A 25,751-nucleotide genomic window follows, 5' to 3' on the forward strand; every position below is an offset into this window, starting at 1 on the left:
CACCCGATCGTTCACCGCACTGTACTGCGGGGCCCGTCCCGGTGGGGCCGGTGCCGCCGGCGACGGGCGGGAGGGGCGTCTCAGCCCTCGGGTTCCAGTTCGGCGAGCCGGGCCGCGCCGTCCCCGTCCGGTCCGGCGGGCCGGGCCGCGTCCTGCTCGTCCAGCTCCGCGAGCCGGGCCGCGGTCTCCTCGTCCAGCTCCGACAGCGCCCGCAGCTGCTCCGGGGTGACCCCCTCCGGGATCGGCACGGGCGCCGGGGTGCGCAGGGGCGGCTGCCAGCCGTCGGCGGGGGTCCAGCGGCGCACGACACGGGCCGGGGCGCCCGCGACCACGGCGTGGTCGGGCACCGTGCCCCGGACCACCGCGCCCGCGGCCACCACCACGTTCCGTCCGATCCGCGCCCCCGGCAGGATCACCGCACCGGTGCCGACCCAGCACCCGGGGCCGATCCGCACCGGCTCCATCCGCGGCCACTGCTTGCCGATGGGCTCGTGCGGATCGTCGTAGGAGTGGTTGGTGGAGGTGACGTAGACGTACGGCCCGAAGTAGCAGTCGCTGCCGATGGTGACGGCCGTGTCGGCGATGACGTGGCTGCCGCGGCCCAGGACGACCCCGTCGCCGATGCGCAGGATCGGCTCGGGGCCGAGGTCGAGGCCGGGCATCAGACCGGCGGTGAGGGTGACCTGTTCGCCCACGATGCAGTGGGCCCCGACGTGGATCCAGGGTTCGCCGAAGATCGTGCCGAGCGGGAAGGCGAGCCTGGTACCCGTTCCCATGGAACCGAAGCGGAAGCGGCCGGGGTGCTCGGCGGTCACCGAGCCCGTGCGCTGCGCCCAGGACCAGCCCGCGTGGACCGCGCGCTGCGCGAGGCGGCGCGGCCAGGACGAGAACGTGTTCTTGCTCTTCGGCACCCGCTCACCGTAGTCGGCGGGTGCGGCGCCGGTGAGCCGGTGACCCTGTGATCTTCACCCCACGGCGTTGGCGTACGGTGCCTGCATCACCCGACGAGGAGGCGACGATGACGCACCGGGCGTTGATCACCGGCATCGGCGGCAAGGAGCCGCACGTGGCGGACGGGGCGTTCGTGGCCCCCACGGCCGCCGTGATCGGGGACGTGACACTGCAGGCGGGAGCGAGCGTCTGGTACGGGGCCGTGCTGCGCGGCGACGTCGAACGGATCCGTGTCGGCGCGAGCAGCAACGTCCAGGACAACTGCACGCTCCACGCCGACCCCGGCTTCCCCGTCAGCGTGGGCGAGCGCGTCTCCATCGGGCACAACGCCGTGGTGCACGGCGCGACCGTCGAGGACGACTGCCTGATCGGCATGGGGGCCACGGTGCTCAACGGCGCGGTGATCGGCGCGGGGTCCCTCGTCGCCGCGCAGGCGCTGGTGCCGCAGGGCATGCGGGTGCCGCCGGGGTCGCTCGTCGCGGGGGTGCCGGCGAAGGTGCGGCGGGAGCTGACCGAGGAGGAGCGCGCGGGGCTGACGCTCAACGGCACGATGTACGCGGAGCTGGCGAAGGCCCACCGCGACGCGCACGGCGGGCCGTAGCGCTCACGCGTTCCAGCTCCACTCGGCGACCTCCGGCAGGTCGGTGCCGTGCTCGCGGATCCACGCGTGGTGCCGCGTGCGCGCGTCGGCCATCCGCCGGCGTACCGCGGCGGCGCGCACCGCGAGGCCGGGGACGCGGTCGACGACGTCCATGACCAGCCGGTAGCGGTCGAGGTCGTTGCGGACGACCATGTCGAAGGGCGTGGTCGTGGTGCCGGACTCCTTGTACCCGCGCACGTGCAGGTTCGCGTGTCCGTGACGGCGGTAGGCGAGGCGGTGGATCAGCCACGGGTAGCCGTGGTAGGCGAAGATCACCGGCTTGTCCGCCGTGAACAGGCCGTCGTACTCGAAGTCGGTCATGCCGTGCGGGTGCTCCTCGCGGGGCATCAGCCGGGCGATGTCGACGACGTTCACCACGCGGACCGCCAGCTCGGGCAGGTGGCGCCGCAGCAGCTGCGCGGCGGCCAGCACCTCCTGGGTCGGCACGTCGCCGGCGCAGCCCAGCACCACGTCGGGTTCGCCGCCGTTCTCGGTGCCGGCCCACTCCCAGATCCCGGCGCCCCGTGCGCAGTGGGTGCGCGCCCCGTCGATCGACAGCCAGTCGTAGCAGGGCTGCTTGCCGGCCACGATCACGTTGACGTGGTCGCGGCTGCGCAGCGCGTGGTCCGCGACGGACAGCAGGGTGTTGGCGTCCGGCGGCAGGTAGACCCGCACGACGTGGGGGCTCTTGTTGAGCACGTGGTCGACGAAGCCGGGGTCCTGGTGGGAGAAGCCGTTGTGGTCCTGGCGCCACACGTGCGAGGTCAGCAGGTAGTTGAGGGAGGCGATGGGCGCGCGCCAGGGCAGCTCCCGCGAGGTCTTCAGCCACTTGATGTGCTGGTTGACCATCGAGTCGACGATGTGCACGAACGCCTCGTAGGAGGAGAACAGCCCGTGCCGGCCGGTGAGGAGGTAGCCCTCCAGCCAGCCCTGGCAGAGGTGTTCGGAGAGGATCTCCATCACCCGGCCGTGCCGGTCGAGGTGCCGGTCGACGTCCAGGACGCCGGCCTGCCAGGCCTTGCCACCGGCCTCGTAGACGGCCTGCAGCCGGTTGGAGGCGGTCTCGTCCGGGCCCACGAGCCGGAAGTCCCGCCGGTCCGCGGTGTCCTTCATGATCCGTTCGAGCAGGTCGCCGAGGATCCGGGTGGGCTCGTGCAGCGTGGTGCCGGGCTTGTCGACGGGGACGGCGAAGTCGTCGAGGGACGGCATCGGCAGCTCGCGCACCAGCAGCCCGCCGTTGGCGTGCGGGGTGGCGCCCAGTCGCCGGGCGCCCTCCGGGACGTGGGCGAGGACGTCCGCGACGGGCCGGCCCGCGTCGTCGAACAGCTCCTCGGGCCGGTACGACCTGAGCCAGGCCTCCAGCTGCCGCAGGTGCTCGGGGTTGTCGCGGACACCGGCGAGCGGCACCTGGTGGGAGCGCCAGGTGCCCTCGACGGGCTCTCCGTCCACCTCCGCGGGGCCGGTCCAGCCCTTCGGGGTGCGCAGCACGATCACCGGCGTGCGCACCCGCTCGGTCGAGCCGTCCTCGCGGGCGGCACGCTGCGCCTCGGCGATGCGGTCCAGCGCGGTGTCCAGGGCGTGCGCCATCGCGCGGTGGACGGCGGCCGGCTCGTCGCCGCTCACGTGGAGCGGCTCGTGGCCGTAGCCGCGCAGGAGCGCGTCGAGTTCGGCCTCGGGCAGGCGGGCCAGGACCGCCGGGTTGTCGATCTTGTAGCCGTTGAGGTGGAGGATCGGCAGGACGGCGCCGTCGTGGACCGGGTCGAGGAACTTGTTGGAGTGCCAGGAGGCGGCCAGCGGCCCGGTCTCCGCCTCGCCGTCGCCGATCACGCAGGCGACCAGCAGGCCGGGGTTGTCGAGGGCGGCGCCGTAGGCGTGGGCGAGGGAGTAGCCGAGTTCGCCGCCCTCGTGGAGGGAGCCGGGGACCTCGGGGGCCACGTGGCTGGGCACGCCGCCGGGGAAGGAGAACTGCCGGAACAGCCGCTCCATGCCCGCCGCGTCCCGGCCGACGTCCGGATACGTCTCGCTGTAGCTGCCCTCCAGCCAGGAGTTGGCCAGGACGGAGGGGCCGCCGTGGCCCGGTCCCCAGACGCACAGGGCGTCCAGCCCGCGCGCCGTGATCACCCGGTTGAGGTGGGTATGGACCAGGTTCAGGCCGGGTGAGGTGCCCCAGTGCCCGAGCAGCCGCGGCTTGATGTGCTCGGGCGCGAGGGGCTCGGTCAGCAGCGGGTTCGCCAGCAGGTAGATCTGCCCCGCCGACAGGTAGTTGGCGGCCCGCCAGTGGGCGTCCAGCGTGCGCAGTTCCTCGTCGCTCAGTACGGTCCGGGTGTCCGTGGCCTCGGGCATGGATGACTCCGTGAGTGGTCGACGCGGGTGGTCGGGCGGTGACGGGGCGGGTGGACGGCGCGGGTCGCGCTCCGCGCCGGGCACCAGGACGGGGTACCGGTCTCGTGCGCTTCGACACCCCCCGCGCGGCCGGACAGCGGCATGTGGCGCAATCCGCGCGGGCGCACGGGGCGGGGCGGCCGTGGGCGCCGCGGCCGGTCCGCGGCGCGCGGGCCGGGCCCGCCGGCGCCCGCGACGAGGAGGAGCCGCCTCGCTCCACGCCCCTCAGCCGTGCGCGACGACGGCGACGGGGGCGGCGCAGTGGTGCATCACCGCGTGCGTGACGGGCCCGATGTGCGCGCCGACCGGGTTGCGGCGGATCCGGCGGCCGACCACCACCAGCGAGGACCGGGCGGAGGCCTCGACCAGGCGGACGGACGGGCTGCCGCCGAAGGACTCCTCGGCGACCTCCACCTGCGGGAACTTCTCACGCCAGGGGGCGAGCACCCGCGTCAGCGTCCCGGCCTGCTGCCGGGCGACGTCGTGGTAGGTCCCGGGAGCGGCCGCCAGGCCGTAGGCGAGGTACGGCGGCAGGGCCCAGCCGTGCACGACGCGCACGGCGGCGTCCCGTCGCGCCGCCTCCGCGAAGGCGAACCCGATCACCGAGTCGTCGGGCTCGTCGGCGTCCAGGCCGAGCAGGACGGGCCGGTAGCGCGTGGCGGCGGACGGGATGCCCACGGGGTCCGGTTCGTGCTCGTCGGCGGCCTGCTCGCCGGCGCGGACCAGGACGACGGGGCCCTCGGCGTGGGCCACGACGGCGAGTCCGACCGAGCCGACCAGGAACCCGCCGACGCCGCCGAGCCCCCGGGAGCCGAGCACCAGCAGCCCGGCGTCCCCCGCGGCCCTCGCCAGCACCTCGCGGGGACGGCCGTCGACCTGCTCCTGGGTGACCTCGATCCCGGGGTGGCGCAGCCGCAGCCCCTCGGCGGCCTCGCGCAGGGTCCTCTCCCAGCCTTCGGCCGGGGGCGGCCCCGTCGCGCCCGGTTCGCCCCGGTGGGCCTGCGTCCCGGCGCCGGACAGCGGCGCCCGGGCCGCCGGCTCCGCGACGGGCTGCCGGACGTGGAGCAGCCGCAGCGGCAGGCCGCGCAGTGCCGCTTCACGGGCCGCCCACTCGGCGGCGGCCCGGCTCTCGGGGGAGCCGTCGAGTCCGACCGTGACGGTGCGGGTCATGGTGGTGCACCTCCTGCTGTGGGGGGACACTCCCAGCTTCGCCCCGGTCCGGGCCCGGCGGGAGGGGCCGCTGGTCCCGGACCGGCGCCGAACGGCCCCCGTACGGCTGCCGGGCAGGGCCGAACGCCCTTCCCCCGGGGGCCGTACGGCCCATGGCCCGGGACGCGGTGCCGCGGGAGGCTGGCAGTGCAAGCAGTCCGTGACGTGGTCCGGGAGGTCCGCCGTGTTCGCTCCCCCGTCCCCCAGCATGCCGCGCGCCCTGCCCGCAGAGCACCGGGCGCGGCTCCTGCAGACCGCCCGTGAGGTGTCCTTCCCGCAAGGGACCCGGCTGTTCGAGGAGGGCGGCCGCGCGGACCGGTTCTGGGTGATCCGCACCGGCTCCGTCGACCTCGACATGCGGGTGCCCGGCCGGCGGGCCGCCGTCATCGAACGCCTCGGTCACAACGAACTCGTGGGCTGGTCGTGGCTGTTCACCCCGCACGTCTGGCACCTGGGCGCCGAGGCGGCCACCTTGGTGCGGGCCCACGAGTTCGACGCCGCGGCCGTCCGCGCGCTGTGCCGGGACGACCCCGGGTTCGGGCGGGACCTCACCCGCTGGGTCGGCGACGTGGTCGCCCACCGGCTGCACGCCGCCCGGATCCGGCTGCTGGACCTGTACGGCCCGTACGGCGCCGGCAGCGGCCTCTGAGAACGGCGGCGCCCGCGCCGGCGGTGAGCCGCGGTGAGCGGGAAGCGAGGAACGAGGAGTGAGGAGCGAGGAGGGACCATGCGCGGTGCGCCGCACACCGTCGGTGACGTCATGACCCGGTCGGTGGCCTCCGTCGCAGGGGAGGCCGCCTTCAAGGAGATCGTCCGGCTGATGCGGGACCGGAGGGTGAGCGGCCTGCCCGTGCTGGAGGACGGGGACCGGGTCGTCGGCGTCGTGTCCGAGGCGGACCTGCTGCTCAAGGAGGAGTTCCGGGACAGCGACCCCGACCGGCGGACGCAGCTGCGCCGCCTCCCGGACCTGTGGAAGGCCGGGGCGTTGACCGCGCGGGAGCTGATGACCTCCCCGGCCGTCACGGTCCGGGCCGGCACGACGCTCGCGGACGCCGCCGGCCTCATGGCCCGCCACCGGGTGAAGCGGCTTCCGGTGGTGGACGAACAGGGCTCGCTGGAGGGCGTGGTCAGCCGCGCCGACCTGCTGCGGGTGTTCCTGCGCGACGACGAGGAACTGGCCGAGCAGGTACGGCGCGAGGTGGTGGCGCACCTGTTCCCCGGGCCGCGGTCGGCGGTGTGGGTGGAGGTGCGCGACGGCGTGGTCCGGCTGGTGGGCCGGGTCCGGGACACCTCGCTGGTGCCCGCGGCGGCCCGGCTGATCCGGGCCGTGGAGGGCGTCGTCGACGTGGAGTTCGCACCGACGAAGGAGGCGTCCTCCGCCCCGGTCCCGCCGTAGCGGGGGCGTGCGGTGCCGGTCCGGGCCGGCGAGGCTCCGGCGCCGCCGGCCCGGCCGCCCCGCACGGTCCGCCGCCGGGACGGTGGTCAGCCGCCCGGGCGCAGGGTCCAGACGACCGTCATCTCGCCGGTGACCGCCCCGTCCTCGCGGCGGATGGCGATCGACACCGGGAACTCGGGGCGGCGGCCCGCGTCCAGCTCGGCCACGACCTCCGCGGCCGGGCGGCCGAGGGTCGCGGTGGCGGTGACGGGTCCCATCGCCAGCTTCTTGTAGGCGATCTCGGCGCGGACGGCCAGCGGCACGGCGCGCGAGAGCTGGTCCCCGAACGCGGCGAGCACGATCGCGCCGCTCGCCGACTCGCCGAGCGTGAACATCGCACCGGCGTGCGGGCCGCCCACGTGGTTGTGGTAGTCGCCCTGGTCCGGCAGGGCCACCACGGCCCGCTCCGGCGTGGTCTCCAGGAACTGGAGGTTGAGGGTCCGGGCCATGGGCACCGTGGCGGCGAGCATGTCGCCGACGGACATCTGGTCTGCGCTCATGCCCGTACGTTACCCACGAGTAGTATCCGCTGGCCAGATCCGGCGCCGCCCGCCGTCCGCGCCGCCGGGCCCGGTCCGCCCGCCCTCCGTGCGGCCCGCCGCGCCGTGTTTCCCCGAGTTGCTACGTCCCCGTCAAAGGGCGGTGACCGAATCGTGTCCCGGGCGCGGCTAGGGTTGCTGCCCATGTGGCCAGGACAGCAGCCGCCCGGGGGCGAGCAGAACCCGCAGTCGAACAACCCGTACCAGCAGCCGGGGTACCAGCAGCCGAATCCGTATCAGCAGCCCGGCTACCAGCAGCCGAACCCGTACGCACAGCAGCCGCAGTGGGGGACGCCGTCCACGGCCGGCACGCCCCGGCCACCGCAGGGCGGGGGCGGCGGGAACCGGACGAAGCTGGTGGCGATCGTGGCGGCGACCGCCGTCGTCGTGGCCGCCGGTGTCACCGGGTTCCTGGTGCTCGGCGGCGACAAGGACGACGAGGCCGGCGGCGGCAAGGACGGCAAGCCGTCCCGGAGCGCGTCGCCGAGCACGTCGGCGGAGCCGAGCACCTCCGGCTCCGCGGACAATCCCCGCGGCGGCGAGGAGGAGAAGGCGACCGTTCCGGGCTGGAAGGTCGTCGTCAACACGCGCTTCGGCACCAAGTTCGACGTCCCCGCCGACTGGGAGATCGAGGATCCCGGCACCAGCGTGGGCTTCGAATGGGAGGAGAAGAACGGTGAGCTGGACCGCACCACCGTCACCGCCCCGGCCTACCTGAAGTCCAAGTGGTGCACCAGCGACGACGACAAGGACGGCCGCGAGGAGGACACCGCCCTCGTCACCGCCGGGACCCGCGGGGAGAACGGCGCCAAGAACACGGACATGGCGGCCGAGACCCGCGTGCCCTGGTGGATCTACGGCGGGTACACGCAGCCCGACAAGAAGAGCGTGAAGTACGACAAGCCGAAGCCCTACACCACCAAGTCGGGCATCAAGGGCAGCGTCGCCCGGGCGCACTCGGAGAACACGCCGCAGAACGGCAAGTGCGACAGCGACGGCAAGGCGATCACCTTCGCGTTCAAGAACAGCGCCGGGGACTTCGTCACCTGGAACCTGTACGGCGCCAAGGGCGTCAAGGACGAGATCCCCGACTCGACCGTGGAGAAGATCCTCAGCACGGTGCGCCTCAGCGAGGAACCGCCCACGGAGTCGTGACGGGCCGGGGGCGGGGAACCGGGTTTGGCAAGTCGGCCCCGCCCCGGCGATAGTCACGGGGTGCCGACCACCACCGCCTTCCGCCGCCCCGCCTGGGCGGGCCGCAACTACACCCTGCTGACCGCCGCCGCCGTGGTGACCAACCTCGGCAGCCACGGCGCGCTGATCGCCTCCGCCTTCGCCGTGCTGGGCGCGGGCGGCGACGGCGGTGACGTGGGGCTGGTGGCCGCCGCCCGCACCCTGCCCCTGGTGCTGTTCCTGCTGATCGGCGGTGCCGTCGCGGACCGCCTCCCGCGCCACCGGGTGATGGTCGCGGCCAACGCGCTGAACTGTGTCTCGCAGGCCGCGTTCGCGGCGCTGGTCCTGGCCGGTGAGGCGCGGCTGTGGCAGATGATGCTGCTCAGCGCGCTGGGCGGGGCCGGTCAGGCGTTCTTCAACCCGGCCGCCGAGGGCATGCTGCTGTCCTCGGTCGACGGCGAGCAGGCCGGCCGGGCGTTCGCGGTGTTCCGGATGGCGATGCACGGGGCGACCCTGGGCGGGGCCGCCCTCGGCGGGGCCATGGTCGCCGCGATCGGGCCGGGCTGGGTGCTCGCGGCGGACGCGGCGGCCTTCGCCCTCGCCGCGGCCCTGCGGGCCCTGCTCGACGTGAAGCACATACCGCCGCGCGCCCCGGGCGGCGGCATGCTCGCCGATCTGCGGGAGGGCTGGCGGGAGTTCACCGGCCGGCCCTGGCTGTGGGGCGTCGTCGTCCAGTTCTCCGTCGCCAACGCGGTCGTCGGCGCCGCCGACGCGGTCTACGGGCCGCTGGTGGCCCGCGACCACCTGGGCGGCGCCGCGCCGTGGGGCCTGGCCCTGGCCTTCTTCGGCGCGGGCACGGTGGTGGGCGCGCTGCTGATGACCCGCTGGCAGCCGCGCCGCCTGCTGTTCGTCGGCACCCTGTGCGTGTTCCCGCTGGCCCTGCCGTCCGCCGCGCTCGCCGTGCCGGTACCGGTCGGCGTGCTGTGCGCGGTGATGTTCGTGACCGGCGTGACCCTCGAGGTGTTCGGCGTCTCCTGGATGACCGCGCTGCACCAGGAGATACCGGAGGAGAAGCTGTCCCGGGTCTCGGCGTACGACTGGTTCGGCTCGGTCGCGCTCATGCCGGCGGCGATGGCGCTGGCGGGCCCGGCCGAGACGGCGTTCGGGCGCCCGGAGGCGCTGTGGGGCTGTGCCGTGCTGGTCGTGGTGGTCACGGCCGCGGTGCTGTGCGTACCGGACGTGCGCAACCTGCGCCGCCGGACCCGGCACGTCACCGGCGCGGCACCCGGCACGGACACGGCCGCGGGCAGCGGATCAGCCGATGCCGAACGCCCCGTCGGGGGGCTCGGGTGACGGCACGGCGTCCTCGTCCCGCACCGGCCGCGCGCCGCGGACGAAGTCCCGCAGGGCCGCGCCGTGTTCCACCCGGGCGGGGAAGGCGTCGGCCGCGGTGAGCCGGGCCAGGGCGGCGGTGTCGAGGGGGCGGTGCGCGGCGGCCAGCACCGCGTTGCCGAACCGGCGCCCGCGCAGCACTCCCGGCTCGGCGATGAGCACCAGCTCCTCGAACCGCGTGCCGAGGGTGGCGAGCTGGGAGCGCAGGAAGGCGAACGGGGCCGCGTCCGGGAGGTTGGCGAGGTAGACCCCGCCGTCCCGCAGGACGCGCGCCGCCTCGTGGACGTAGGCGACGGAGGTGAGGTGCGCCGGGACCCGTGAGCCGCCGAAGACGTCGGCGACCAGGACGTCCGCCGAGTCCGCGGGCGCGGCCTCCAGCCAGGCGCGGGCGTCCGCCGCGTGCAGCGCGACGCGGGCGCCCTCGGGCAGCGGCAGGTGCTCGGCGACCAGCTCCAGCAGGGCCCGGTCGGCCTCGACGACGTCCTGCCGGGAGCCGGGCCGGGTGACGGCCAGGTAACGGGGCAGGGTGAGTGCGCCGCCGCCCAGGTGCACCACGTCCAGCGGGCGTCCCGGCTCGGCGAGGGTGTCCAGGACGTGCCCGAGCCGCCGGGCGTACTCGAACTCCAGATGGGTCGGCTCGTCCAGGTCGACGTACGACTGCGGCGCCCCGTCGACCGTCAGCAGCCAGGCCCGCTCCCGGTCGACGTCGGGCATCAGCTTGGCGGTGCCGTGATCGACGGCACGGGTCACGGGGAGGGGCTCGTTCACCGTGCCATTGTGCCGTCGCCCGTACGGCCGGGTGCCCGTCCCCCTTCCCGGGGACGGGCACCCGCGTGCCGTCGTTCAGCCGACCTCCGTGACCGTGCCGGCCCCGACCGTCCGCCCGCCCTCGCGGACGGCGAAGCCGAGCCCGGGCTCCAGCGGCACCTCGCGCCCCAGCTCCACGGTCATCGTGACCGTGTCCCCGGGCCGGGCGACCGCCGCCTCGCCGAGGTCGACGTCGCCGACCACGTCCGCGGTGCGGATGTAGAACTGCGGCCGGTAGCCGGTCGACACCGGTGTCGTGCGGCCGCCCTCGCGGGCCGACAGCACGTACACCTGCGCCGTGAAGCGCCGGCTCGGCACCACGCTGCCCGGCGCGGCCGCCACGTGCCCGCGGCGCACCGCGTCGCGCGGCACCCCGCGCAGCAGCAGCGCCACGTTGTCCCCGGCCTGCGCCTGCGCCATGGGCTTGCCGAAGGTCTCCAGACCGGTGACGACGGTCTCCACCCCGGCGCCGAGCACCTCGACCCGGTCGCCCACGCGGATCGTGCCGCGCTCCACCGCGCCGGTCACCACGGTGCCCCGGCCGGTGATGGTGAGCACGTTCTCCACCGGCAGCAGGAAGGGCGCGTCCAGGTACCGCTCGGGCACGGGCACATAGGTGTCCACCGCGTCGAGCAGCGCCTCGATCGACGCCGTCCAGCGCGGGTCGCCCTCCAGGGCCCTCAGCCCGGAGACCCGGACGACGGGCGCGGAGTCGCCGCCGTAGCCGTGCGCGGACAGCAGGTCGCGGACCTCCAGCTCGACCAGGTCGGTGAGCTCCTCGTCGCCCGCGTCGGCCTTGTTGAGCGCGACCACGACGTGGTCCACGCCCACCTGACGGGCGAGCAGGACGTGCTCGGCGGTCTGCGGCATGATCCCGTCGAGCGCGGAGACGACGAGGATCGCCCCGTCGAGCTGCGCGGCGCCGGTGACCATGTTCTTGACGTAGTCGGCGTGGCCGGGCATGTCGACGTGCGCGTAGTGCCGGGTGTCGGTCTCGTACTCGACGTGCGCGATGTTGATGGTGATGCCGCGCGCCGCCTCCTCGGGCGCCCGGTCGATGCGGTCGAACGGCACGAAGCTGCCGGAGCCACGCTCGGCGAGGACCTTGGTGATGGCGGCGGTCAGGGTGGTCTTGCCGTGGTCGACGTGGCCCATCGTGCCGATGTTCAGATGCGGTTTGGTGCGGACGTACGCCGTCTTGGACATGGCGGTACCTCGAAGCCTCTCGGTGATGACGCGTGAGCGCCCCGGCGCGCGGCGGATGCGGCGCGCGGCGGGACGGGGACCCCCGGAAAGGTGCCGACCCTCCCCCTGCGGGGTCCGCCGGACGATCCGGGGAGGGTCAGCTTCGGGCGCCGTCGACGGCAACCGGGAATGCGGGAACGGCAGCCTTCGGGGCATCCGCGGCGGCGGATGTCGCGAGGTGGAAGGCGTACCGGAACATGGCGTCGATCATCGCCGACCCGTCGCCCCCCGTCGAATGGTTTTCCACGGCGCGCAGCGGTACGCAGCGGCGCGGAGCGTACGGGGGCACGGAGCGGTACGGAGCCGGCCCGCCCGCGCGCCGGCGGTCAGCCGCCGATGTTCTTCAGCGCCTCCCGCACCGACAGCGGCGCGAGCCGTCCCCGCTCCCGCGCCAGGAAGGCCCGCACGGCGTCGGGGTCGGTCCTGGCGTACTCGCGCAGGCACCAGCCGATGGCCTTGCGGACGAAGAAGTCCTGGTGTCCGGCCTGGCGCCGGCAGTAGGCGAACAGGCGCCGGGCGTCGGTGCGCTCCCTGAGGCGCAGCTGGTGGAGCAGGGCGGTGCGCACGAGCCACCGGTCGTCGGCGCCGATCCAGTCGTCCGTGTCCGCCGTGAGCCGCGGGTCGGCGGCGACCAGCGCGCCGACGACGTGCGCGGCGAGCGGGTCGACGGTGTCCCACCAGGGGGTGGTGGTGACGAGGTGCCGGGCGACGGGCAGGAACCCGGAGGAGCAGTGGCGCACGTGGCGGCGCAGGTAGTCCACGGCGAAGTACCGGTACTCGCGCTCGGGCAGCGCCCAGCAGCGCAGGGCGACCGCGGCGCAGTCGGCCTCGCCGGGGCGGGGCAGACCGTCGACGACGGTGCGGGACAGGGCCCTGCGGACCGGCGCGGCCAGGCCCAGGAAGGGCGCCACGTCCTTCATGTACGCCCGCATGACCACGGCCCGCTCCGGATCGGCGGCGGCCCCGTAGGCGGCGGTGAGCCGCTCCAGCACGGCGTCGGCGAGCGGGCTGTCCGGTGCGCGGGGTGACGGGACCTCTGTGACGCTCATGAGACGAACGCTACGGCGATCACACACATTTGTCGGTTAGTGTCACCGAATGCTCGATGCCACCACCCGCTCTGGGGGCACCGCCACGGCCTCTCCCCGGGCCACCGCCACGGACCTCGCGGCCGCCGTCCCCACGGCCGCGCCCCCGTCCGCACCCCCGCCCGTCGCCGCGACGGGTTTCGCCGCCCGCTGCGCCAGGGTCCTGCTGTCGCCGCGGTCACGGCTGTCCCTGCTCGTCGTGCTGCTCGCCTGCGCCGCGTCGGCGGTGCTGCTGTTCGAGCCGCAGCGGCTGCTGACCGACGGCTGGCCGCCGTCGCGGCTCGGCGGGTCCGCGGCGGTGGTGGCGTACGCGGTGGCCTACGGGGTGTGCACGGTGGCGTTCGTGCCGCGCCCGCTGCTGAACCTCGCCGCGGGCGCCCTCTTCGGCTCCCAGCTGGGCCTGGGTGCCGCGCTCGGCGGCACGGTGCTCGGCGCCGGGCTGGCCTTCTGCCTGGGACGGGTGCTCGGCCAGGACGCGCTGCGTCCGCTGCTGCGCGGACGCTGGCTGCGGGCCGCGGACCACCAGCTGAGCCGGCACGGCTTCCGCTCCATGCTGGCGGCCCGGCTGTTCCCGGGCATCCCGTTCGCCGCCTCGAACTACTGCGCCGCCGTCTCCCGCATGGGCCTGCCGCCGTTCCTGCTGGCGACGGCGCTCGGCTCGATCCCGAACACCGCCGCCTACGTCGTGGCCGGCGCCCGCGCCTCGACGCCGACCTCCCCGGCCTTCCTGATCGCGCTGGCCTGCATCGCCGTACCGGGCCTGGTGGGCGCGGTGGTGGCGTGGCGCAGGCGGCACCGGCTGCGCGGTCACTGACGGACCGTCACACCGCTTCCAGGATCATCGCGTTGGCGAGTCCGCCCGCCTCGCACATGGTCTGCAGGGCGTAACGGGCGCCGCGTTCGCGCATCGCGTGGACCAGGGTCGTCGTCAGCCGGGTGCCGCTCGCGCCGAGCGGATGGCCGAGGGCGACGGCGCCGCCGTGCACGTTGACCTTGCCGAGGTCGGCGCCGGTCTCCTGCTGCCAGGCCAGGACCACACTGGCGAACGCCTCGTTGACCTCGAACAGGTCGATGTCGTCGAGCGACAGCGAGGCGCGGCGCAGCACCTTCTCGGTCGCCGGGACGACACCGGTGAGCATCAGCAGCGGGTCGGAGCCGGTGACCGCGAAGCTGTGCAGCCGGGCGAGCGGACGCAGGCCCAGCCGGGCGGCGGTCTCGCTCGAGGTGATGAGCACGGCGGAGGCGCCGTCGTTGACCGGGCTGGCGTTGCCCGCGGTGACGTTCCACTCGATCTGCGGGAAGCGTTCGGCGAGGACCGGGTCGTGGTAGGCGGGCCGGAGGCCGGCCAGGGTCTCGACGGTGCTGTCCGGCCGTACGCACTCGTCACGCGCGACGCCGTCCAGGGGCGCGACCTCGGCGTCGAACAGACCCGCGTCCCACGCCGCGGCGGCCTTGCGGTGCGAGGAGACCGCGAAGGCGTCCATCCGCTCGCGGGTGATCGACCACTTCGCGGCGATGAGTTCGGCGCTGATGCCCTGCGGGACGAGTCCGTCCGGGTAGCGCTCGGCGACCCCGGGGCCGAACGGGTCCTCGCCGGGGGGAACGTTGGACCACATCGGCACCCGGCTCATGGACTCCACGCCGCAGGCGACGACGAGGTCGTACGCGCCGGAGACGACGCCCTGCGCCGCGAAGTGCACGGCCTGCTGGGAGGAGCCGCACTGGCGGTCCACGGTGGTCGCCGGCACCGACTCGGGAAGACCGGCCGACAGGACCGCGTACCGCGTGGTGTTCATGGCCTGCTCGCCGACCTGGTCGACGGTGCCCCCGATGACGTCGTCGATCAGTACCGGGTCGACACCGGACCGCTCGACGAGGGCGCGCAGGGTGTGGGCGAGGAGCTCGACGGGGTGGACGTGGGCGAGGGCGCCCTGCGGCTTGCCCTTGCCGATGGGGGTGCGTACGGCTTCGACGACGACTGCGTCACGCATGGTGCGGGCCTCCTTGGCCGCCCGGGCGGTGACCGGGGCGATTACCGGTGAGTAGGAAATCCGGACTCACCATAACCCGGTAAGTTGGAAAAACAAACCCTCACCTAGACTTGGCCGTATGGCCGCCTCCAAAGACCCGCGCCCCTGCTCGATCGCCGACACCCTGGCCCTCGTCGGCGAGAAGTACTCCCTGCTCGTGCTGCGCGAGGTGTGCCTCGGCAACGGCCGCTTCGACCAGCTGGTGCGCAACATCGGCGCCCCGCGCGACATCCTGGCCACGCGGCTGAAGCGGCTGGTCGACGCCGGGATCCTGACCAAGCGCCCCTACAGCGAACGCCCGCAGCGCTTCGAGTACCGCCCCACCCGGGCGGGGCTGGAGCTGGAGCCCGTCCTGCTGACCCTGATGGAGTGGGGCGACCGCCATCTGCGCCGGGACGACGACCGGCCCATGGTGCTCGAGCACGTCTGCGGCGGCGAACTCGTCCCGGTCGTCACCTGCCGGGCCTGCGGCGACCGGGTGCGCCACGAGGACCTGACGCCCCGTCCGCAGGCCCCGGGGTGGACGGTGGGCGGCCCGGCGGCGGCCTGAGCCGCCGCCCGGGCGGACACGGGCTCCGGGCTCGGGCTCCGGCGGAGCGTGAAGCCCCTGTGTCGGGCCCGTCATCTCGGGGCGCTACGCTTCGCCTCGGCGCACCCGATCATCGATCACCGCACGCCGCGGTGCGATGCCGTGTGCCCTTCGCCCGTTGAACGATCGGCACTTGGACTCCGCTACCTCATGTCTTGGTTTGAATCCCTCATCCTCGGACTCGTCCAGGGGCTGACCGAGTTCCTCCCCGTCTCCTCCAGCGCGCACCTGCGGCTGACCGCGGCCTTCTCCGGCTGGGAGGACCCGGGCGCGGCCTTCACCGCGATCACCCAGATCGGCACCGAGACCGCGGTGCTGATCTACTTCCGCAAGGACATCGGGCGGATCCTGTCGGCCTGGACGCGCTCGCTGACGAACAAGGAGATGCGCCGGGACCACGACGCGCGCATGGGCTGGCTCGTCATCGTCGGCTCGATCCCGATCGGCGTGCTCGGGGTGACGCTCAAGGACCAGATCGAGGGCCCGTTCCGCGATCTGCGGATCACCGCGGCGATGCTGATCGGCATGGGCATCGTGCTCGGCGTCGCCGACCGCCTCGCGGCACGGGACGAGAGCGGCGGCCGGCACCGCGCGGCCAAGCAGCGCAAGCAGCTCGAGGACCTGAGCGTCAAGGACGGCCTCATCTACGGCGTCTGCCAGGCCATGGCCCTCATCCCGGGCGTCTCCCGCTCCGGCGCCACCATCAGCGGCGGCCTGTTCATGGGGTACCGGCGCGAGGCCGCGGCCCGCTACTCCTTCCTGCTCGCCATCCCCGCGGTGCTGGCCTCCGGCCTGTTCGAACTCAAGGACGCCGCGGAGGGCGGGCACGTCTCCTGGGGCCCGACGGCCTTCGCGACGGTCATCGCCTTCGCGGTCGGCTACGCCGTGATCGCCTGGTTCATGAAGTTCATCTCGACCAGGAGCTTCATGCCGTTCGTCTGGTACCGCATCGTCCTGGGAATCGTCATCATCGTGCTGGTCGGCGCGGGTGTGCTGAGCCCCGACGCCGGCGAGCCGGCGCACTGACCGGGGCTCCCGCCGGGCGCGTGGCCGTCCGGTAGCGCACTGTCAGTGTCTGGCCCTAGGCTTGTCCGCATGTCCCCCGATTTAACGACCCCTGGTTCCGTGCGGTCCGCCGCCGAGGTCAACGAGCAGATCCGCGCGCTGTGGCTGCGGGCGGGCGGCTCCCTCTCGGCCCAGGAGCGCGAGGAGTACGAGATGCTGGTGGTCGAGTGGGCGGCGGCGGTCCGCGGCGAGGTCGTCGAAGCGGCCTGACCCGCCCGCCCCGGGCGGCGCGCCTCAGCGTCCGCCCGCCACCCGCAGCACCGCCCCCGTGGTGTACGAGGCGTCCGGCGACATCAGCCACGCCACGGCCGCCGCGACCTCCTCCGCCCGCCCCGCACGCCGCAGCGGAACCGTCGGCGCCATCCGCCGGGCCCGGTCCGGGGCGCCCATGGCGGCGTGCATGTCCGTGTCGATCAGGCCCGGAGCGACCGCGTTGACGCGGATGCCGTCCGGGCCGAGCTCCTTGGCCAGCCCCAGCGTCAGCGTGTCCACCGCGGCCTTGGTCGCCGCGTAGTGCACGTACTCGTCCGGGCTTCCCAGCGTCGCGGCACCGGACGAGATGTTCACGATCACCCCCTCGCCCCGGGGCGTCATGAGCCGCGCGGCCCGCCGCGCGCACAGCAGCGGCCCCATGAGGTTGACGTCCACGACCCGGCGCAGGGTCGCGGTGTCGGCCTCGGCGAACCGCCCCAGCGGCCCGGTCACCGCCGCGTTGTTCACCAGCCCCGTCACCGGGCCCAGCTCCCGCTCCGCCACCTCGAAGAGCCGGTCGACGTCCGCCTCGGCCGAGGTGTCCCCCCGCACCGTCACGGCACGGGCCCCCGCCGCCCGCACCCCCTCCGCCACCGCCTCGGCGGCGGCGGAGTCCCGGAGGTACCCCACCGCCACGTCGTGTCCCTCCGCCGCGAGCCGCAGGCAGATCGCGGCGCCGATCCCCCGGCTGCCGCCGGTGACCACGGTGACGAGACGCTTCATGAGTTCCTCCCGGTGAAAGGTCCGAGCCGAAGATCCCTGAGGGGGTTCTAGGCTCGCAGACGGGCGAGGACGTCGTCGTCCAGGGGGTACGGCCGCTCCTCGGGCAGGAGCCCGGCCGCCCGCTCCGTCTCCCCCGCGCGCACCAGCCCCCGGATCTCCGTGGCGAGCGGCGTCACGTCCTCGATGCCCACGATCCACTCGTCGGCGTACCGGGCGGCCGCCTCCCCCGCGAGCCCCAGTTGGAGCGAGCGGTACGGCAGCGGGCCGAGGTGCAGGTCCCGCTCCGGGTCCCACTGCACCCGCGCGGGCGCCTGCCGCAGCTCCCGCTTCCAGGCGGCCGCGTCACCGTGCAGGACGGGGACGTGGTGCGACAGGCACGCGTTCCGCAGGGCCCGGACGAACCCCTCGCGGCTGATCTCCACGGCCAGCACGGTCTCCTGGTCCTTCTTCGTGCCCCAGCCGCAGCGGTACATCATCCACAGGAAGGACGGCTTGATCCAGGTCATGCGCTCCCGGCTCCAGGACGGCGGGAAACGGCCGTCGCGCGCCGCGGCGCGGCCGATCTTCGGGCGGTATGCCTGGTAGACGGTGAGGGTGGACTCGGTGTGGTGGGCACGCACCTCGAACCTGGGGCGGGTGCCGGCCGGCTGATCGTTCACGGCGTACAGCCTCGGCCCCAGCGGCGTCGGGAGCCAGCGAATATCCGCGCACGCCCCTTGGCTCCGCCCGCCGCATGTCCAAGACTGAACCGATGACGCAGCGTGCGGAGCTCGCGGCCGTGAGGGACCGGCTGGCCGTCGACGGGCTCGTCACCGAGTACGCGGTGGCCGTGGACGACGGTGACTGGGAGGCGTACCGGGGGCTGTTCACGGCACAGGGGCGGGCGGACTACCGCTCGGCCGGCGGGATCGAGGGGAGCGCCCGGACGGTGGCCGGATGGCTCGCGGAGAACCTGGGGAGGTTCCCCGTGCGGCAGCACCTGATCGTCAACCGGAGGGTGCGGTTCGGCGTCTGGGAGCAGGACACCGGCGACACGGCGCAGGTGCGGGCCGACTACGTGAGCCCGCTGGGCCGCCCCGGGCGGGACGGCGGGTCCGCCGCGCCGGACCTCGTGTGCGGCGGCCGGTACGCGTTCACCGTGCTGCGCACGGACGACGGCTGGCGGCTGAGCGAGGTGGTCGTGCGGGAGAAGTGGCGCCGCCTTCCCGCCCCGCGGACGGATCCTGTGATCGACTGACCCGGCGCGCACTGTCCCGGATCACCTCCGGGACGCACACTGGGGACAGCACGGGGTAGGGAGGGCCCATGAAGACGCTCGGCCACCGGCTCACCTCCCCGTGGCGGCGCTCGGCCGTCGCCGCGGTCACGGGTGCCCTGCCCGTCCTGGCCTTTCCCGCCCCGTCCCTGTGGTGGTTCGCCTACGTCGCCCTGGTCCCCTGGATCCTGCTGGCCCGCGCCGCACCGACGGGGAGTCGGGCGGCCCGCGACGGCTGGTGGGGCGGGTTCGGCTTCATGCTGGCCATGCACCACTGGCTGCTGCCGAACCTGCACGTGTTCACGTTCGTCATCGCCGCCCTGCTCGGCGCGCTGTGGGCGCCGTGGGGCTGGCTGGTGCGCCGCCTGCTCGGCGGGGTTCCGTCGCGGGGCCGGGTCCTGGCGGCGCTCGTCGTGCTGCCGTCGGGCTGGCTGGCCGTGGAACTCGTCCGCTCCTGGGAGGGGCTCGGCGGCCCGTGGGGCGTGCTCGGCGCGAGCCAGTGGCAGGTGGAGGCGGCGCTGCGGCTGGCGTCGGTCGGCGGCGTGTGGCTGCTCAGCTTCCTGGTGGTGGCGCTGAACGTCGCCGTGGCGGTGCTGGTCGCGGTGCGGCGGGCCCGCGTGCCCGCCGTGGCGGGGCTGGTCGCGGCGGCCGCCGCGACCAGCGCCGCGTGGGTGTGGTCGCCCCGGCCGGACACCGGCGACCGGGTCAGGATCGCGGTCGTGCAGCCGGGCGTCGTCTCCGGGCGCGACAGCCCCGACCGCCGGTTCGACCTCGAGGAGCGGCTCACCCGTGAACTCGTCGGCCAGGACGTCGCCCTGGTCGTCTGGGGCGAGAGCAGCGTCGGCTTCGACCTCGGGGACCGGCCCGACCTCGCGCGGCGGCTCGCGGCCCTGTCCCGCGAGACGGGCGCCGGGATCCTGGTCAACGTGGACGCCCGGCGCTCCGACCGGCCCGGCATCCACAAGAGCTCGGTGCTGGTCGGCCCGGACGGTCCGACCGGTGACCGGTACGACAAGATGCGGCTGGTCCCGTTCGGCGAGTACGTCCCGGCCCGTTCCCTGCTGGGCTGGGCGACCTCCGTCGGCGAGGCGGCCGGCGAGGACCGCAGGCGCGGCTCGCGGCAGGTGGTGATGGACGCGGGGAACGGGCCGCGGATCGGCCCGATGGTGTGCTTCGAGAGCGCGTTCCCCGACATGAGCCGGCACCTCGCCGAGGACGGCGCCGACGTCCTGATCGCCCAGTCGTCCACCTCGACGTTCCAGCAGAGCTGGGCTCCCGGGCAGCACGCCACGCTCGCCGCGCTGCGGGCCGCCGAGACCGGCCGTCCGATGGTGCACGCGACCCTGACGGGCGTCTCCGCCGTGTACGGACCGGGAGGGGAGCGCGTCGGCCCGTGGCTCGGCACGGACACCGGCGCCGCGCAGGTGTACGAGGTCCCGCTGGCGCACGGCACCACGCCCTACGTCCGCCTCGGCGACTGGCCGCTGCACGCCGCGCTGCCGGTCCTGGCCGCCTGGGCCGTCATCGAGGCGGTGCGCCTCAGGCGGGGCGCTCGTGGACCGCGCGTACCACCCGCTCGCACAGCTCATGGGTCGCCAGCGCGTCCCGGGCGCTGAGCACCTCGCCCGCGCGCACCGCGTCCAGGAAGGCGAGCACCGCCTGCTCGATGCCGCGCTGGCGGGACACCGGCACCCAGTCGCCGCGCCGGCGCACGGTCGGCTGTCCCTTGTGGTCGATCACCTCGGCGAGGTTGACCACCTGGCGCTTGGTGTCCTGCCCGGAGACCTCGAGGATCTCCTCGGCCGATCCGCTGAGCCGGTTCATCACGCCGAGCGCGGTGAAGCCCTCCCCGGCGAGCTGGAGCACCACGTGGTGCAGCAGTCCGCCCTCGGTGCGGGCGCGCACGGTCACGTCGTCGACCGGGCCGGGCACCAGGAAGCGCAGGGTGTCGACGACGTGGATGAAGTCGTCGAGGATCATCGTGCGCGGCTCCTCCGGCAGTCCGACCCGGTTCTTCTGCATCAGGATCAGTTCGCGCGGATGGTCGGCGCACTGGGCGTAGGCCGGGGCGAAGCGCCGGTTGAAGCCGACGGCGAGGCTCGTGCCGCGCTCCTCGGCGAGCTCCACGAGCCGCGTGGAGTCGTCGAGTGCGTAGGCGAGCGGCTTGTCGACGTACGTCGGTACGCCCGCCTCGAGGAGACGCGTCACGATCTCCGGGTGGACCTGCGTCGGCGCGTGCACGAAGGCCGCGTCGAGGTCCTGGGCGAGCAGCGCGGAGAGGTCCGCGTGGCGCCGCCCGGCCGGGAGGTGCAGGCTGTCGGCGACCCGCTCGAGCGTGGCGGGGGTGCGGGTCTGCAGGTGCAGTTCCACCCCGGGCTGCACGGCGAGCACCGGGAGGTAGGCCTTCTGCGCGATGTCACCGAGTCCGATGCAGCCGACCTTCACGGGGTGTTCTCCTCTAGCCCTTGCCTGCCGTGGTCTGCGAGCATACGGCCTCCCCGCTGCCGCCCTCACTCGAGCGGGTGGTGCCCCCGGGCGGTCGCCAGTCGGCGATGCCGTCGAATCCCCGCAGGAACAGCCCCGGAGCGGCCTTCGACAGCGCGACGAGGGCGCTGTCGCGTACGGCGGTGCCCACGCGGCCGGTCATCAGGTTGACGCGTGCCACCTGCACGGCCCGGCGGGCGATCGCGGTGGTGCGGGGCAGCCGGACCGCTGTGTAACCGGGCAGGTCGTCGAGGTGGTGGGCGAGGGTGACCGCGTCCTCGACGGCCTGGTTGCCGCCCTGTCCGAGGGTCGGCGGCATGGCGTGCGCGGCGTCGCCGACCAGGGCCACCCGGCCGCGGTGGTAGGCGGGCAGCGGCTCGGCGATGTGGTGGACGTCGTGGCGGAGCACGTCCTCGGGGCGGGTGGCGGCCAGGACCTCGGGCACCGGGGTGTGCCAGTCGCCGTAGAGCCGCAGCAGTTCGGCGCGCTCGTCGTCCGGGGCGTGCTCCCCCGCGGGGGCGACGGCGGCGGCGTAGGCGTAGACCCTGCCGTCCTTGAGCGGGTGCGTGCCCCAGATGCGGCCCCGGCCCCAGGTCTCGTGCGAGGCGAACTCCACCCCGGGGAGCGGGATCACCACCCGCCAGGTGGTGAACCCGGAGTACACCGCCCCGGGGTGCTGGGGGAAGAGCGCGCGGCGCACGGCGGAGCGGATGCCGTCGGCGGCCACCACCAGGTCGGCCTCCAGGTCGCCGCCGGGGGTGGCGACACGGGCCGGCCGGCCGGGGTCGCCCGCGGCACCGGGGTCCAGGAGACGGGCGTCGGTGGCCGTGCGGACGGCGTCGGACGGCAGCCGCGCGGCGAGGTGGCCGACGAGGGTGGCGCGGTGGAGCAGGACGAGGGGTCCCCCGAAACGCTCGGCCGCGACGGCGGCACTGGTCCGCGACAGCCACCGTCCACCGGGCGCGCGCAGACCTCCGTCGCCCTGCCACGCCGACAGGGCGCGGATGTCGTCACCGAGTCCGATGACGTCCAGCCCGCGCAGCGCGTTCGGGGACAGGGAGATGGCCGCGCCGACCGGTTCCAGGGAGCCGGCGCGCTCCAGCACCGTGACGCGGACACCGCGCCGGTGCAGGGCGACCGCGGCCGTCAGGCCGCCGATTCCGCCGCCGATCACGATGGCCCGCTGCACCCGTGTCATGGCTCCTCCTCGGATCGTTGACTACATCTGTAGTGAACCTTCGGCTCCAACGTACTACAGACGTAGTGCGGCGGGTAGGTTGGCCTCCATGTCCGTCCCCACCGCAGGCGCCTCCCGCGCCGACCTCGTCGCCGACGCCGCCCTCGCCCTGCTCGCCGAACGCGGAATGCGCGGGCTCACCCACCGGGCGGTCGACCAGGCGGCCGGACTCCCCCAGGGATCCACCTCGAACCTGGCGCGCACCCGCCAGGCGCTGCTGGAGCTGGCGGTGCGGCGGCTCGCCGAGCGGGAGGCGCGCGTCCTCGCGCTGCACGAGATGCCGGACCCGCGGGCCGGCGCCGGCTCCCTGGTGGACGCCCTGGCACGGGCCGCCCACCGCGCGCTGACCCGCAACCGCGAACTCACCCTCGCCCGTTACGAGCTGGCCCTGGAGGCCACCCGCCGCCCCGAACTGCGGGCGTACTTCGACGCGACCGGTGCCCGCTTCCGCGACCAGCTCACCGCACTGGTCACCGGGCTCGGCTCCACCGAGCCGGACCGGCACGCGCTGTCGCTGATCGCCTGGGCGGACGGGCTGATGTTCTCCTGCGTGGCCGGGTCCTTCAGCGCGCGCGTGCCGAGCCTCGCGGAGGTGCGCTCGGACCTGGGGGAGCTGCTGGCCGGAATGCTCGGCGGTCCCCGGGACGTCTGGTGAGCGGGGGCGGGAGCGGGTGAGGATGTCCGCATGACGACCGAGCGCCGCGAACCCGACCGGAACGCCGACGAACGCACCATGCTGGAGGGCTGGCTCGACTACCACCGCCGCACCCTCGCCCTCAAGTGCGAGGGACTGACCGACGACCAGCTGCGCACCGCGTCGGTTCCCCCCTCGGAACTGTCCCTGATGGGGCTGGTGCGGCACATGGCGGAGGTGGAACGGTCCTGGTTCCGCAGGGTGCTCGCGGCCGAGGACGCCGGCCCGATCCACTACAGCGAGGCCGACCGGGACGGCGAGTTCCACCTCACCGCGGCGGACACCTGGCAGGAGGCGTACACCACCTGGCAGGCCGAGATCGACGCCGCCCGGCGCAACGCGGCCGGCTTCGCGCTGGACGACCTGTCCAAGGGCCGGGGCAGGGCCGACGACGAACCGTTCAGCCTGCGCTGGATCTACACCCACATGATCGAGGAGTACGCGCGCCACAACGGCCACGCCGACCTGGTCCGCGAGCGGATCGACGGCGCCACCGGCGACTGACGTCACCCACGGCACGTCCACGACCCCCCGTACGGGGCCGGAGATCACCCGTGCGGGGCATGCTCCGCCTGTCCGCCCTCCCCCGGACGGCCCGAGCCAGCAAAGTGGCGCGGGTGCATCGAAAGACGACCACAGCAACGCTTGTGCTGACCGTGGCTGTCTCGGCCCTCTCCGGCTGCGTGACGGTCGAGCGTCCTGCCGTGCCCGGCCCGCCGGCGGCACCGCCCCGGCCGTCCGAGGCGCGTCCGGTCGTGCAGGCACCGGCGCGCGAGGCCCTGGAGATGGTCGGCCCGTCCCGGCCCACGAAGACGCCGGGGACCCCGTCGCACCGCGCCGTCCTCCCGACCACCGCACCGGAGCGCAAGGCGCCGCCCGGCGACCGGAACGAGCGGGCCCGGCCGGCCCGGCCGCGGCCGAGGCCGTCCGGTCCCCCGCAACGGCCCCGGGCCCTCCCCGAGATCCCGGAGCCGGCGCGCCCTGCCGAGGGCGGCGGTGCGGATCCCTGCGCGCTGGGCAGGAAGTACGGCGGCTGGCGCCCGGGCAGCCCGGAGTCGACCATCTGCGAGAAGGCGTACGGAGGCTGATCCGGCCGCCGTCGACGCCCCGCCGCCCCACCGGGGTGCCGGGGGCGTCGCCGCGCTCCCGCGCGCCGGACACCGCCGGGCGGACGGGGGTCGCCGGCGGACCCTAGGGGCGCTGCCTCGGCGGCCGCCACCCACCGGGCGCCCCGCCCTCGCCCAGCCGGTCCTCCAGCCGCCGGATGGCGGCCCGCACGCCCTCGCCGTAGCGGTCGTCGGCAAGGGTGCGGGCCGCGCCCCGGGCCCGGTGGAGGTGGGTGCGGGCGGCGTCGGGACGGCCGAGGCGGGCGTAGTCGGCGGCCAGGTTCAGGTGCAGCGACGGGTAGAGGGCCCGCACGGCGAGGGACCCCTCGTACCCGGCGGGCCGGTCCCCGACGACCTCCTCCGCGGCCGTCAGCGCCCGCAGGTCCCAGGCCAGTTCGTCCTCGGGGTCGTCCTGGGTGTCGGCGAGGTAGTGGGCCAGGGTGCAGCGGTGCAGCGGGTCGCCGTGCGCGCCGATCTCCGCCCACAGGCCGAGGAGGCGGTGCCGGGCCTCCTCGCGGTCGCCCGCGTGGTGCAGCATCACGACCTGCCCGATCCGTGTCAGCACGGCATCCGGCGCCGCCTGCCCCTGTCGCTCCGCCACCACGCCCTCCGCACCGCTCGCCGGCTGTCGCACCCGACGCTAACGGCAGGCGGGGCCGATACCGGGCAGGCCGCTCCGTGGCACCCGGGCGGCCGGGGACGGGATCCGGCGGACCGGACCGCACCCCGGGGAGGCGTCAGCCCAGGTTCGGGATGGTCCAGTCGATCGGCTCGTGGCCCTGCGCGGCCACCGCCTCGTTGATCTGCGTGAACGGGCGGGAGCCGAAGAACTTCTTCGCCGACAGCGGCGAGGGGTGGGCGCCCTTGACCACCACGTGCCGGGTCTCGTCGATGAGCGGCAGCTTCTTCTGCGCGTAGTTCCCCCACAGCACGAAGACCGCCGGGTCGGGACGGCCGGCCACCGCGCGGATGACGGCGTCGGTGAACCTCTCCCAGCCGCGGCCCTTGTGCGAGTTGGCCTCGCCGCCGCGGACCGTGAGCACCGCGTTGAGCAGCAGCACGCCCTGCTCGGCCCACGGCATCAGATAGCCGTTGTCCGGGATGGGCGTGCCCAGCTCCGCCTGCATCTCCTTGTAGATGTTCCGCAGCGACGGCGGGATCCGCACCCCGGGCCGGACCGAGAAGCACAGGCCGTGCCCCTGCCCCTCGCCGTGGTAGGGGTCCTGGCCGAGGACCAGGACCTTCACCTTGTCGTACGGCGTGGCGTCCAGCGCCGCGAAGACCTCCTCGCGGGGCGGGTAGACGGGACCCTTCGCCCGCTCCTCCTCGACGAACTCGGTCAGCTCCTTGAAGTAGGGCTGCTGCAGTTCGTCGCCCAGAACCCCGCGCCAGGACTCGGGCAGCATGGCGATGTCGGTCACGTCATTGTCCTCACGTGTGCGGTCGCTTCCAGGC

28 protein-coding genes are annotated in these 25,751 nt (G+C 74.6%); 14 read left to right on the plus strand and 14 right to left on the minus strand.

Annotation, left to right across the window (positions count from 1 at the left end; translation table 11 throughout):
* Positions 1–80: 80 nt before the first annotated feature.
* A complete protein-coding gene (locus tag GL259_RS07525; RefSeq protein ID WP_159530405.1) occupies positions 81–911 on the minus strand; it encodes an acyltransferase in 831 nt (276 codons plus the stop codon).
* Positions 912–1,018: 107 nt separating this feature from the next.
* Here GL259_RS07525 and GL259_RS07530 point away from each other — a divergent pair, with 107 nt between their 5' ends.
* Positions 1,019–1,552, plus strand: a complete 534-nt coding sequence (locus GL259_RS07530) for a gamma carbonic anhydrase family protein (protein WP_159530407.1) — start codon at positions 1,019–1,021, stop codon at positions 1,550–1,552.
* A 3-nt stretch (positions 1,553–1,555) separates the two neighbouring features.
* Here GL259_RS07530 and GL259_RS07535 read toward each other — a convergent pair whose 3' ends face one another.
* Both GL259_RS07535 and GL259_RS07540 read right to left on the minus strand, forming a co-directional pair.
* Positions 1,556–3,934, minus strand: a complete 2,379-nt coding sequence (locus GL259_RS07535) for a phosphoketolase family protein (RefSeq protein WP_159530409.1) — start codon at positions 3,932–3,934, stop codon at positions 1,556–1,558.
* A gap of 264 nt (positions 3,935–4,198) precedes the next feature.
* Positions 4,199–5,143, minus strand: coding sequence for a universal stress protein (locus tag GL259_RS07540; RefSeq protein WP_159530411.1), 945 nt, complete (start codon positions 5,141–5,143; stop codon positions 4,199–4,201).
* A gap of 223 nt (positions 5,144–5,366) precedes the next feature.
* Here GL259_RS07540 and GL259_RS07545 point away from each other — a divergent pair, with 223 nt between their 5' ends.
* Together GL259_RS07545 and GL259_RS07550 are read left to right on the plus strand one after the other, a co-directional pair.
* Positions 5,367–5,831 (plus strand): cyclic nucleotide-binding domain-containing protein, encoded by a 465-nt coding sequence (locus tag GL259_RS07545; RefSeq protein WP_159530413.1) that lies wholly within the window; start codon positions 5,367–5,369, stop codon positions 5,829–5,831.
* Positions 5,832–5,909: 78 nt separating this feature from the next.
* Complete coding sequence (locus GL259_RS07550) at positions 5,910–6,578, plus strand: CBS domain-containing protein (RefSeq protein ID WP_159530415.1); 669 nt, start codon at positions 5,910–5,912, stop codon at positions 6,576–6,578.
* An 86-nt stretch (positions 6,579–6,664) separates the two neighbouring features.
* Here GL259_RS07550 and GL259_RS07555 read toward each other — a convergent pair whose 3' ends face one another.
* Complete coding sequence (locus tag GL259_RS07555) at positions 6,665–7,102, minus strand: DUF4442 domain-containing protein (protein WP_159538456.1); 438 nt, start codon at positions 7,100–7,102, stop codon at positions 6,665–6,667.
* A 198-nt stretch (positions 7,103–7,300) separates the two neighbouring features.
* On the opposite strand from GL259_RS07555, the gene GL259_RS07560 reads away from it, so the two are divergent.
* Positions 7,301–8,311 carry a hypothetical protein gene (locus tag GL259_RS07560; RefSeq protein ID WP_159530417.1) on the plus strand — a complete coding sequence of 337 codons (1,011 nt, stop codon included), beginning with the start codon at positions 7,301–7,303 and terminating at the stop codon, positions 8,309–8,311.
* A 60-nt stretch (positions 8,312–8,371) separates the two neighbouring features.
* Positions 8,372–9,682 carry an MFS transporter gene (locus tag GL259_RS07565; protein WP_159530419.1) on the plus strand — a complete coding sequence of 437 codons (1,311 nt, stop codon included), beginning with the start codon at positions 8,372–8,374 and terminating at the stop codon, positions 9,680–9,682.
* Here GL259_RS07565 and GL259_RS07570 read toward each other — a convergent pair.
* The 3 genes from GL259_RS07570 to GL259_RS07580 all read right to left on the minus strand — a co-directional run bounded on the left by GL259_RS07570 (position 9,644) and on the right by GL259_RS07580 (position 12,822).
* Positions 9,644–10,489, minus strand: a complete 846-nt coding sequence (locus GL259_RS07570) for a fused MFS/spermidine synthase (protein WP_159530421.1) — start codon at positions 10,487–10,489, stop codon at positions 9,644–9,646. The two genes, GL259_RS07565 and GL259_RS07570, sit on opposite strands and share 39 nt — an antisense overlap.
* 75 nt (positions 10,490–10,564) lie before the next feature.
* Positions 10,565–11,734, minus strand: coding sequence for an elongation factor Tu (gene tuf / locus GL259_RS07575; RefSeq protein WP_159530423.1), 1,170 nt, complete (start codon positions 11,732–11,734; stop codon positions 10,565–10,567).
* Positions 11,735–12,099: 365 nt separating this feature from the next.
* Positions 12,100–12,822, minus strand: coding sequence for a DNA alkylation repair protein (locus GL259_RS07580; protein WP_159530425.1), 723 nt, complete (start codon positions 12,820–12,822; stop codon positions 12,100–12,102).
* 49 nt (positions 12,823–12,871) lie between these two features.
* On the opposite strand from GL259_RS07580, the gene GL259_RS07585 reads away from it, so the two are divergent.
* A complete protein-coding gene (locus tag GL259_RS07585; RefSeq protein WP_159530427.1) occupies positions 12,872–13,675 on the plus strand; it encodes a TVP38/TMEM64 family protein in 804 nt (267 codons plus the stop codon).
* A 7-nt stretch (positions 13,676–13,682) separates the two neighbouring features.
* On the opposite strand, the gene GL259_RS07590 is transcribed toward GL259_RS07585, so the two are convergent.
* Positions 13,683–14,852: a thiolase family protein gene (locus tag GL259_RS07590; protein WP_159530429.1), complete on the minus strand. Its 1,170-nt coding sequence runs from the start codon at positions 14,850–14,852 to the stop codon at positions 13,683–13,685.
* A gap of 118 nt (positions 14,853–14,970) precedes the next feature.
* Between GL259_RS07590 and GL259_RS07595 the strand changes: the two genes are divergently transcribed.
* The 3 genes from GL259_RS07595 (at position 14,971) to GL259_RS07605 (ending at position 16,755) form a co-directional block, all read left to right on the plus strand.
* Positions 14,971–15,441: a helix-turn-helix domain-containing protein gene (locus GL259_RS07595; protein ID WP_159530430.1), complete on the plus strand. Its 471-nt coding sequence runs from the start codon at positions 14,971–14,973 to the stop codon at positions 15,439–15,441.
* 189 nt (positions 15,442–15,630) lie between these two features.
* Positions 15,631–16,506: an undecaprenyl-diphosphate phosphatase gene (locus tag GL259_RS07600; protein WP_159530431.1), complete on the plus strand. Its 876-nt coding sequence runs from the start codon at positions 15,631–15,633 to the stop codon at positions 16,504–16,506.
* A 69-nt stretch (positions 16,507–16,575) separates the two neighbouring features.
* Positions 16,576–16,755 (plus strand): hypothetical protein, encoded by a 180-nt coding sequence (locus tag GL259_RS07605; protein ID WP_159530432.1) that lies wholly within the window; start codon positions 16,576–16,578, stop codon positions 16,753–16,755.
* Positions 16,756–16,779: 24 nt separating this feature from the next.
* Here GL259_RS07605 and GL259_RS07610 read toward each other — a convergent pair whose 3' ends face one another.
* The gene (locus GL259_RS07610) at positions 16,780–17,520 is read right to left on the minus strand and encodes a glucose 1-dehydrogenase (RefSeq protein ID WP_159530433.1); all 741 of its coding nucleotides are present in this window, start codon (positions 17,518–17,520) and stop codon (positions 16,780–16,782) included.
* A 47-nt stretch (positions 17,521–17,567) separates the two neighbouring features.
* Entirely contained in the window at positions 17,568–18,188 is a 621-nt protein-coding gene (locus GL259_RS07615) for a DUF4291 domain-containing protein (RefSeq protein WP_159538458.1), read from the minus strand.
* Between the two features lie 83 nt (positions 18,189–18,271).
* On the opposite strand from GL259_RS07615, the gene GL259_RS07620 reads away from it, so the two are divergent.
* Complete coding sequence (locus GL259_RS07620; RefSeq protein WP_159530434.1) at positions 18,272–18,757, plus strand: nuclear transport factor 2 family protein; 486 nt, start codon at positions 18,272–18,274, stop codon at positions 18,755–18,757.
* 68 nt (positions 18,758–18,825) lie between these two features.
* Positions 18,826–20,391 (plus strand): apolipoprotein N-acyltransferase, encoded by a 1,566-nt coding sequence (gene lnt / locus GL259_RS07625; RefSeq protein WP_159530435.1) that lies wholly within the window; start codon positions 18,826–18,828, stop codon positions 20,389–20,391.
* Here lnt and GL259_RS07630 read toward each other — a convergent pair.
* Complete coding sequence (locus GL259_RS07630; RefSeq protein ID WP_159530436.1) at positions 20,315–21,220, minus strand: Gfo/Idh/MocA family oxidoreductase; 906 nt, start codon at positions 21,218–21,220, stop codon at positions 20,315–20,317. The two genes, lnt and GL259_RS07630, sit on opposite strands and share 77 nt — an antisense overlap.
* 13 nt (positions 21,221–21,233) lie before the next feature.
* Positions 21,234–22,457 (minus strand): FAD-dependent monooxygenase, encoded by a 1,224-nt coding sequence (locus GL259_RS07635; protein ID WP_159530437.1) that lies wholly within the window; start codon positions 22,455–22,457, stop codon positions 21,234–21,236.
* 88 nt (positions 22,458–22,545) lie between these two features.
* Between GL259_RS07635 and GL259_RS07640 the strand changes: the two genes are divergently transcribed.
* From GL259_RS07640 to GL259_RS07650, 3 genes are all read left to right on the plus strand, one after another.
* A complete protein-coding gene (locus GL259_RS07640; protein WP_159530439.1) occupies positions 22,546–23,151 on the plus strand; it encodes a TetR/AcrR family transcriptional regulator in 606 nt (201 codons plus the stop codon).
* A 30-nt stretch (positions 23,152–23,181) separates the two neighbouring features.
* Positions 23,182–23,694 carry a DinB family protein gene (locus tag GL259_RS07645; protein ID WP_159530441.1) on the plus strand — a complete coding sequence of 171 codons (513 nt, stop codon included), beginning with the start codon at positions 23,182–23,184 and terminating at the stop codon, positions 23,692–23,694.
* A 152-nt stretch (positions 23,695–23,846) separates the two neighbouring features.
* Positions 23,847–24,278 carry a hypothetical protein gene (locus GL259_RS07650; protein ID WP_243762271.1) on the plus strand — a complete coding sequence of 144 codons (432 nt, stop codon included), beginning with the start codon at positions 23,847–23,849 and terminating at the stop codon, positions 24,276–24,278.
* A 103-nt stretch (positions 24,279–24,381) separates the two neighbouring features.
* Here GL259_RS07650 and GL259_RS07655 read toward each other — a convergent pair whose 3' ends face one another.
* Together GL259_RS07655 and ung are read right to left on the minus strand one after the other, a co-directional pair.
* A complete protein-coding gene (locus tag GL259_RS07655) occupies positions 24,382–24,897 on the minus strand; it encodes a tetratricopeptide repeat protein (RefSeq protein ID WP_159530443.1) in 516 nt (171 codons plus the stop codon).
* A 136-nt stretch (positions 24,898–25,033) separates the two neighbouring features.
* Positions 25,034–25,717, minus strand: a complete 684-nt coding sequence (gene ung / locus GL259_RS07660) for a uracil-DNA glycosylase (protein WP_159530445.1) — start codon at positions 25,715–25,717, stop codon at positions 25,034–25,036.
* Positions 25,718–25,751: the final 34 nt, after the last annotated feature.

Origin of the sequence: Streptomyces sp. Tu 3180, assembly GCF_009852415.1 — a bacterium.
Lineage (GTDB): Bacteria > Actinomycetota > Actinomycetes > Streptomycetales > Streptomycetaceae > Streptomyces.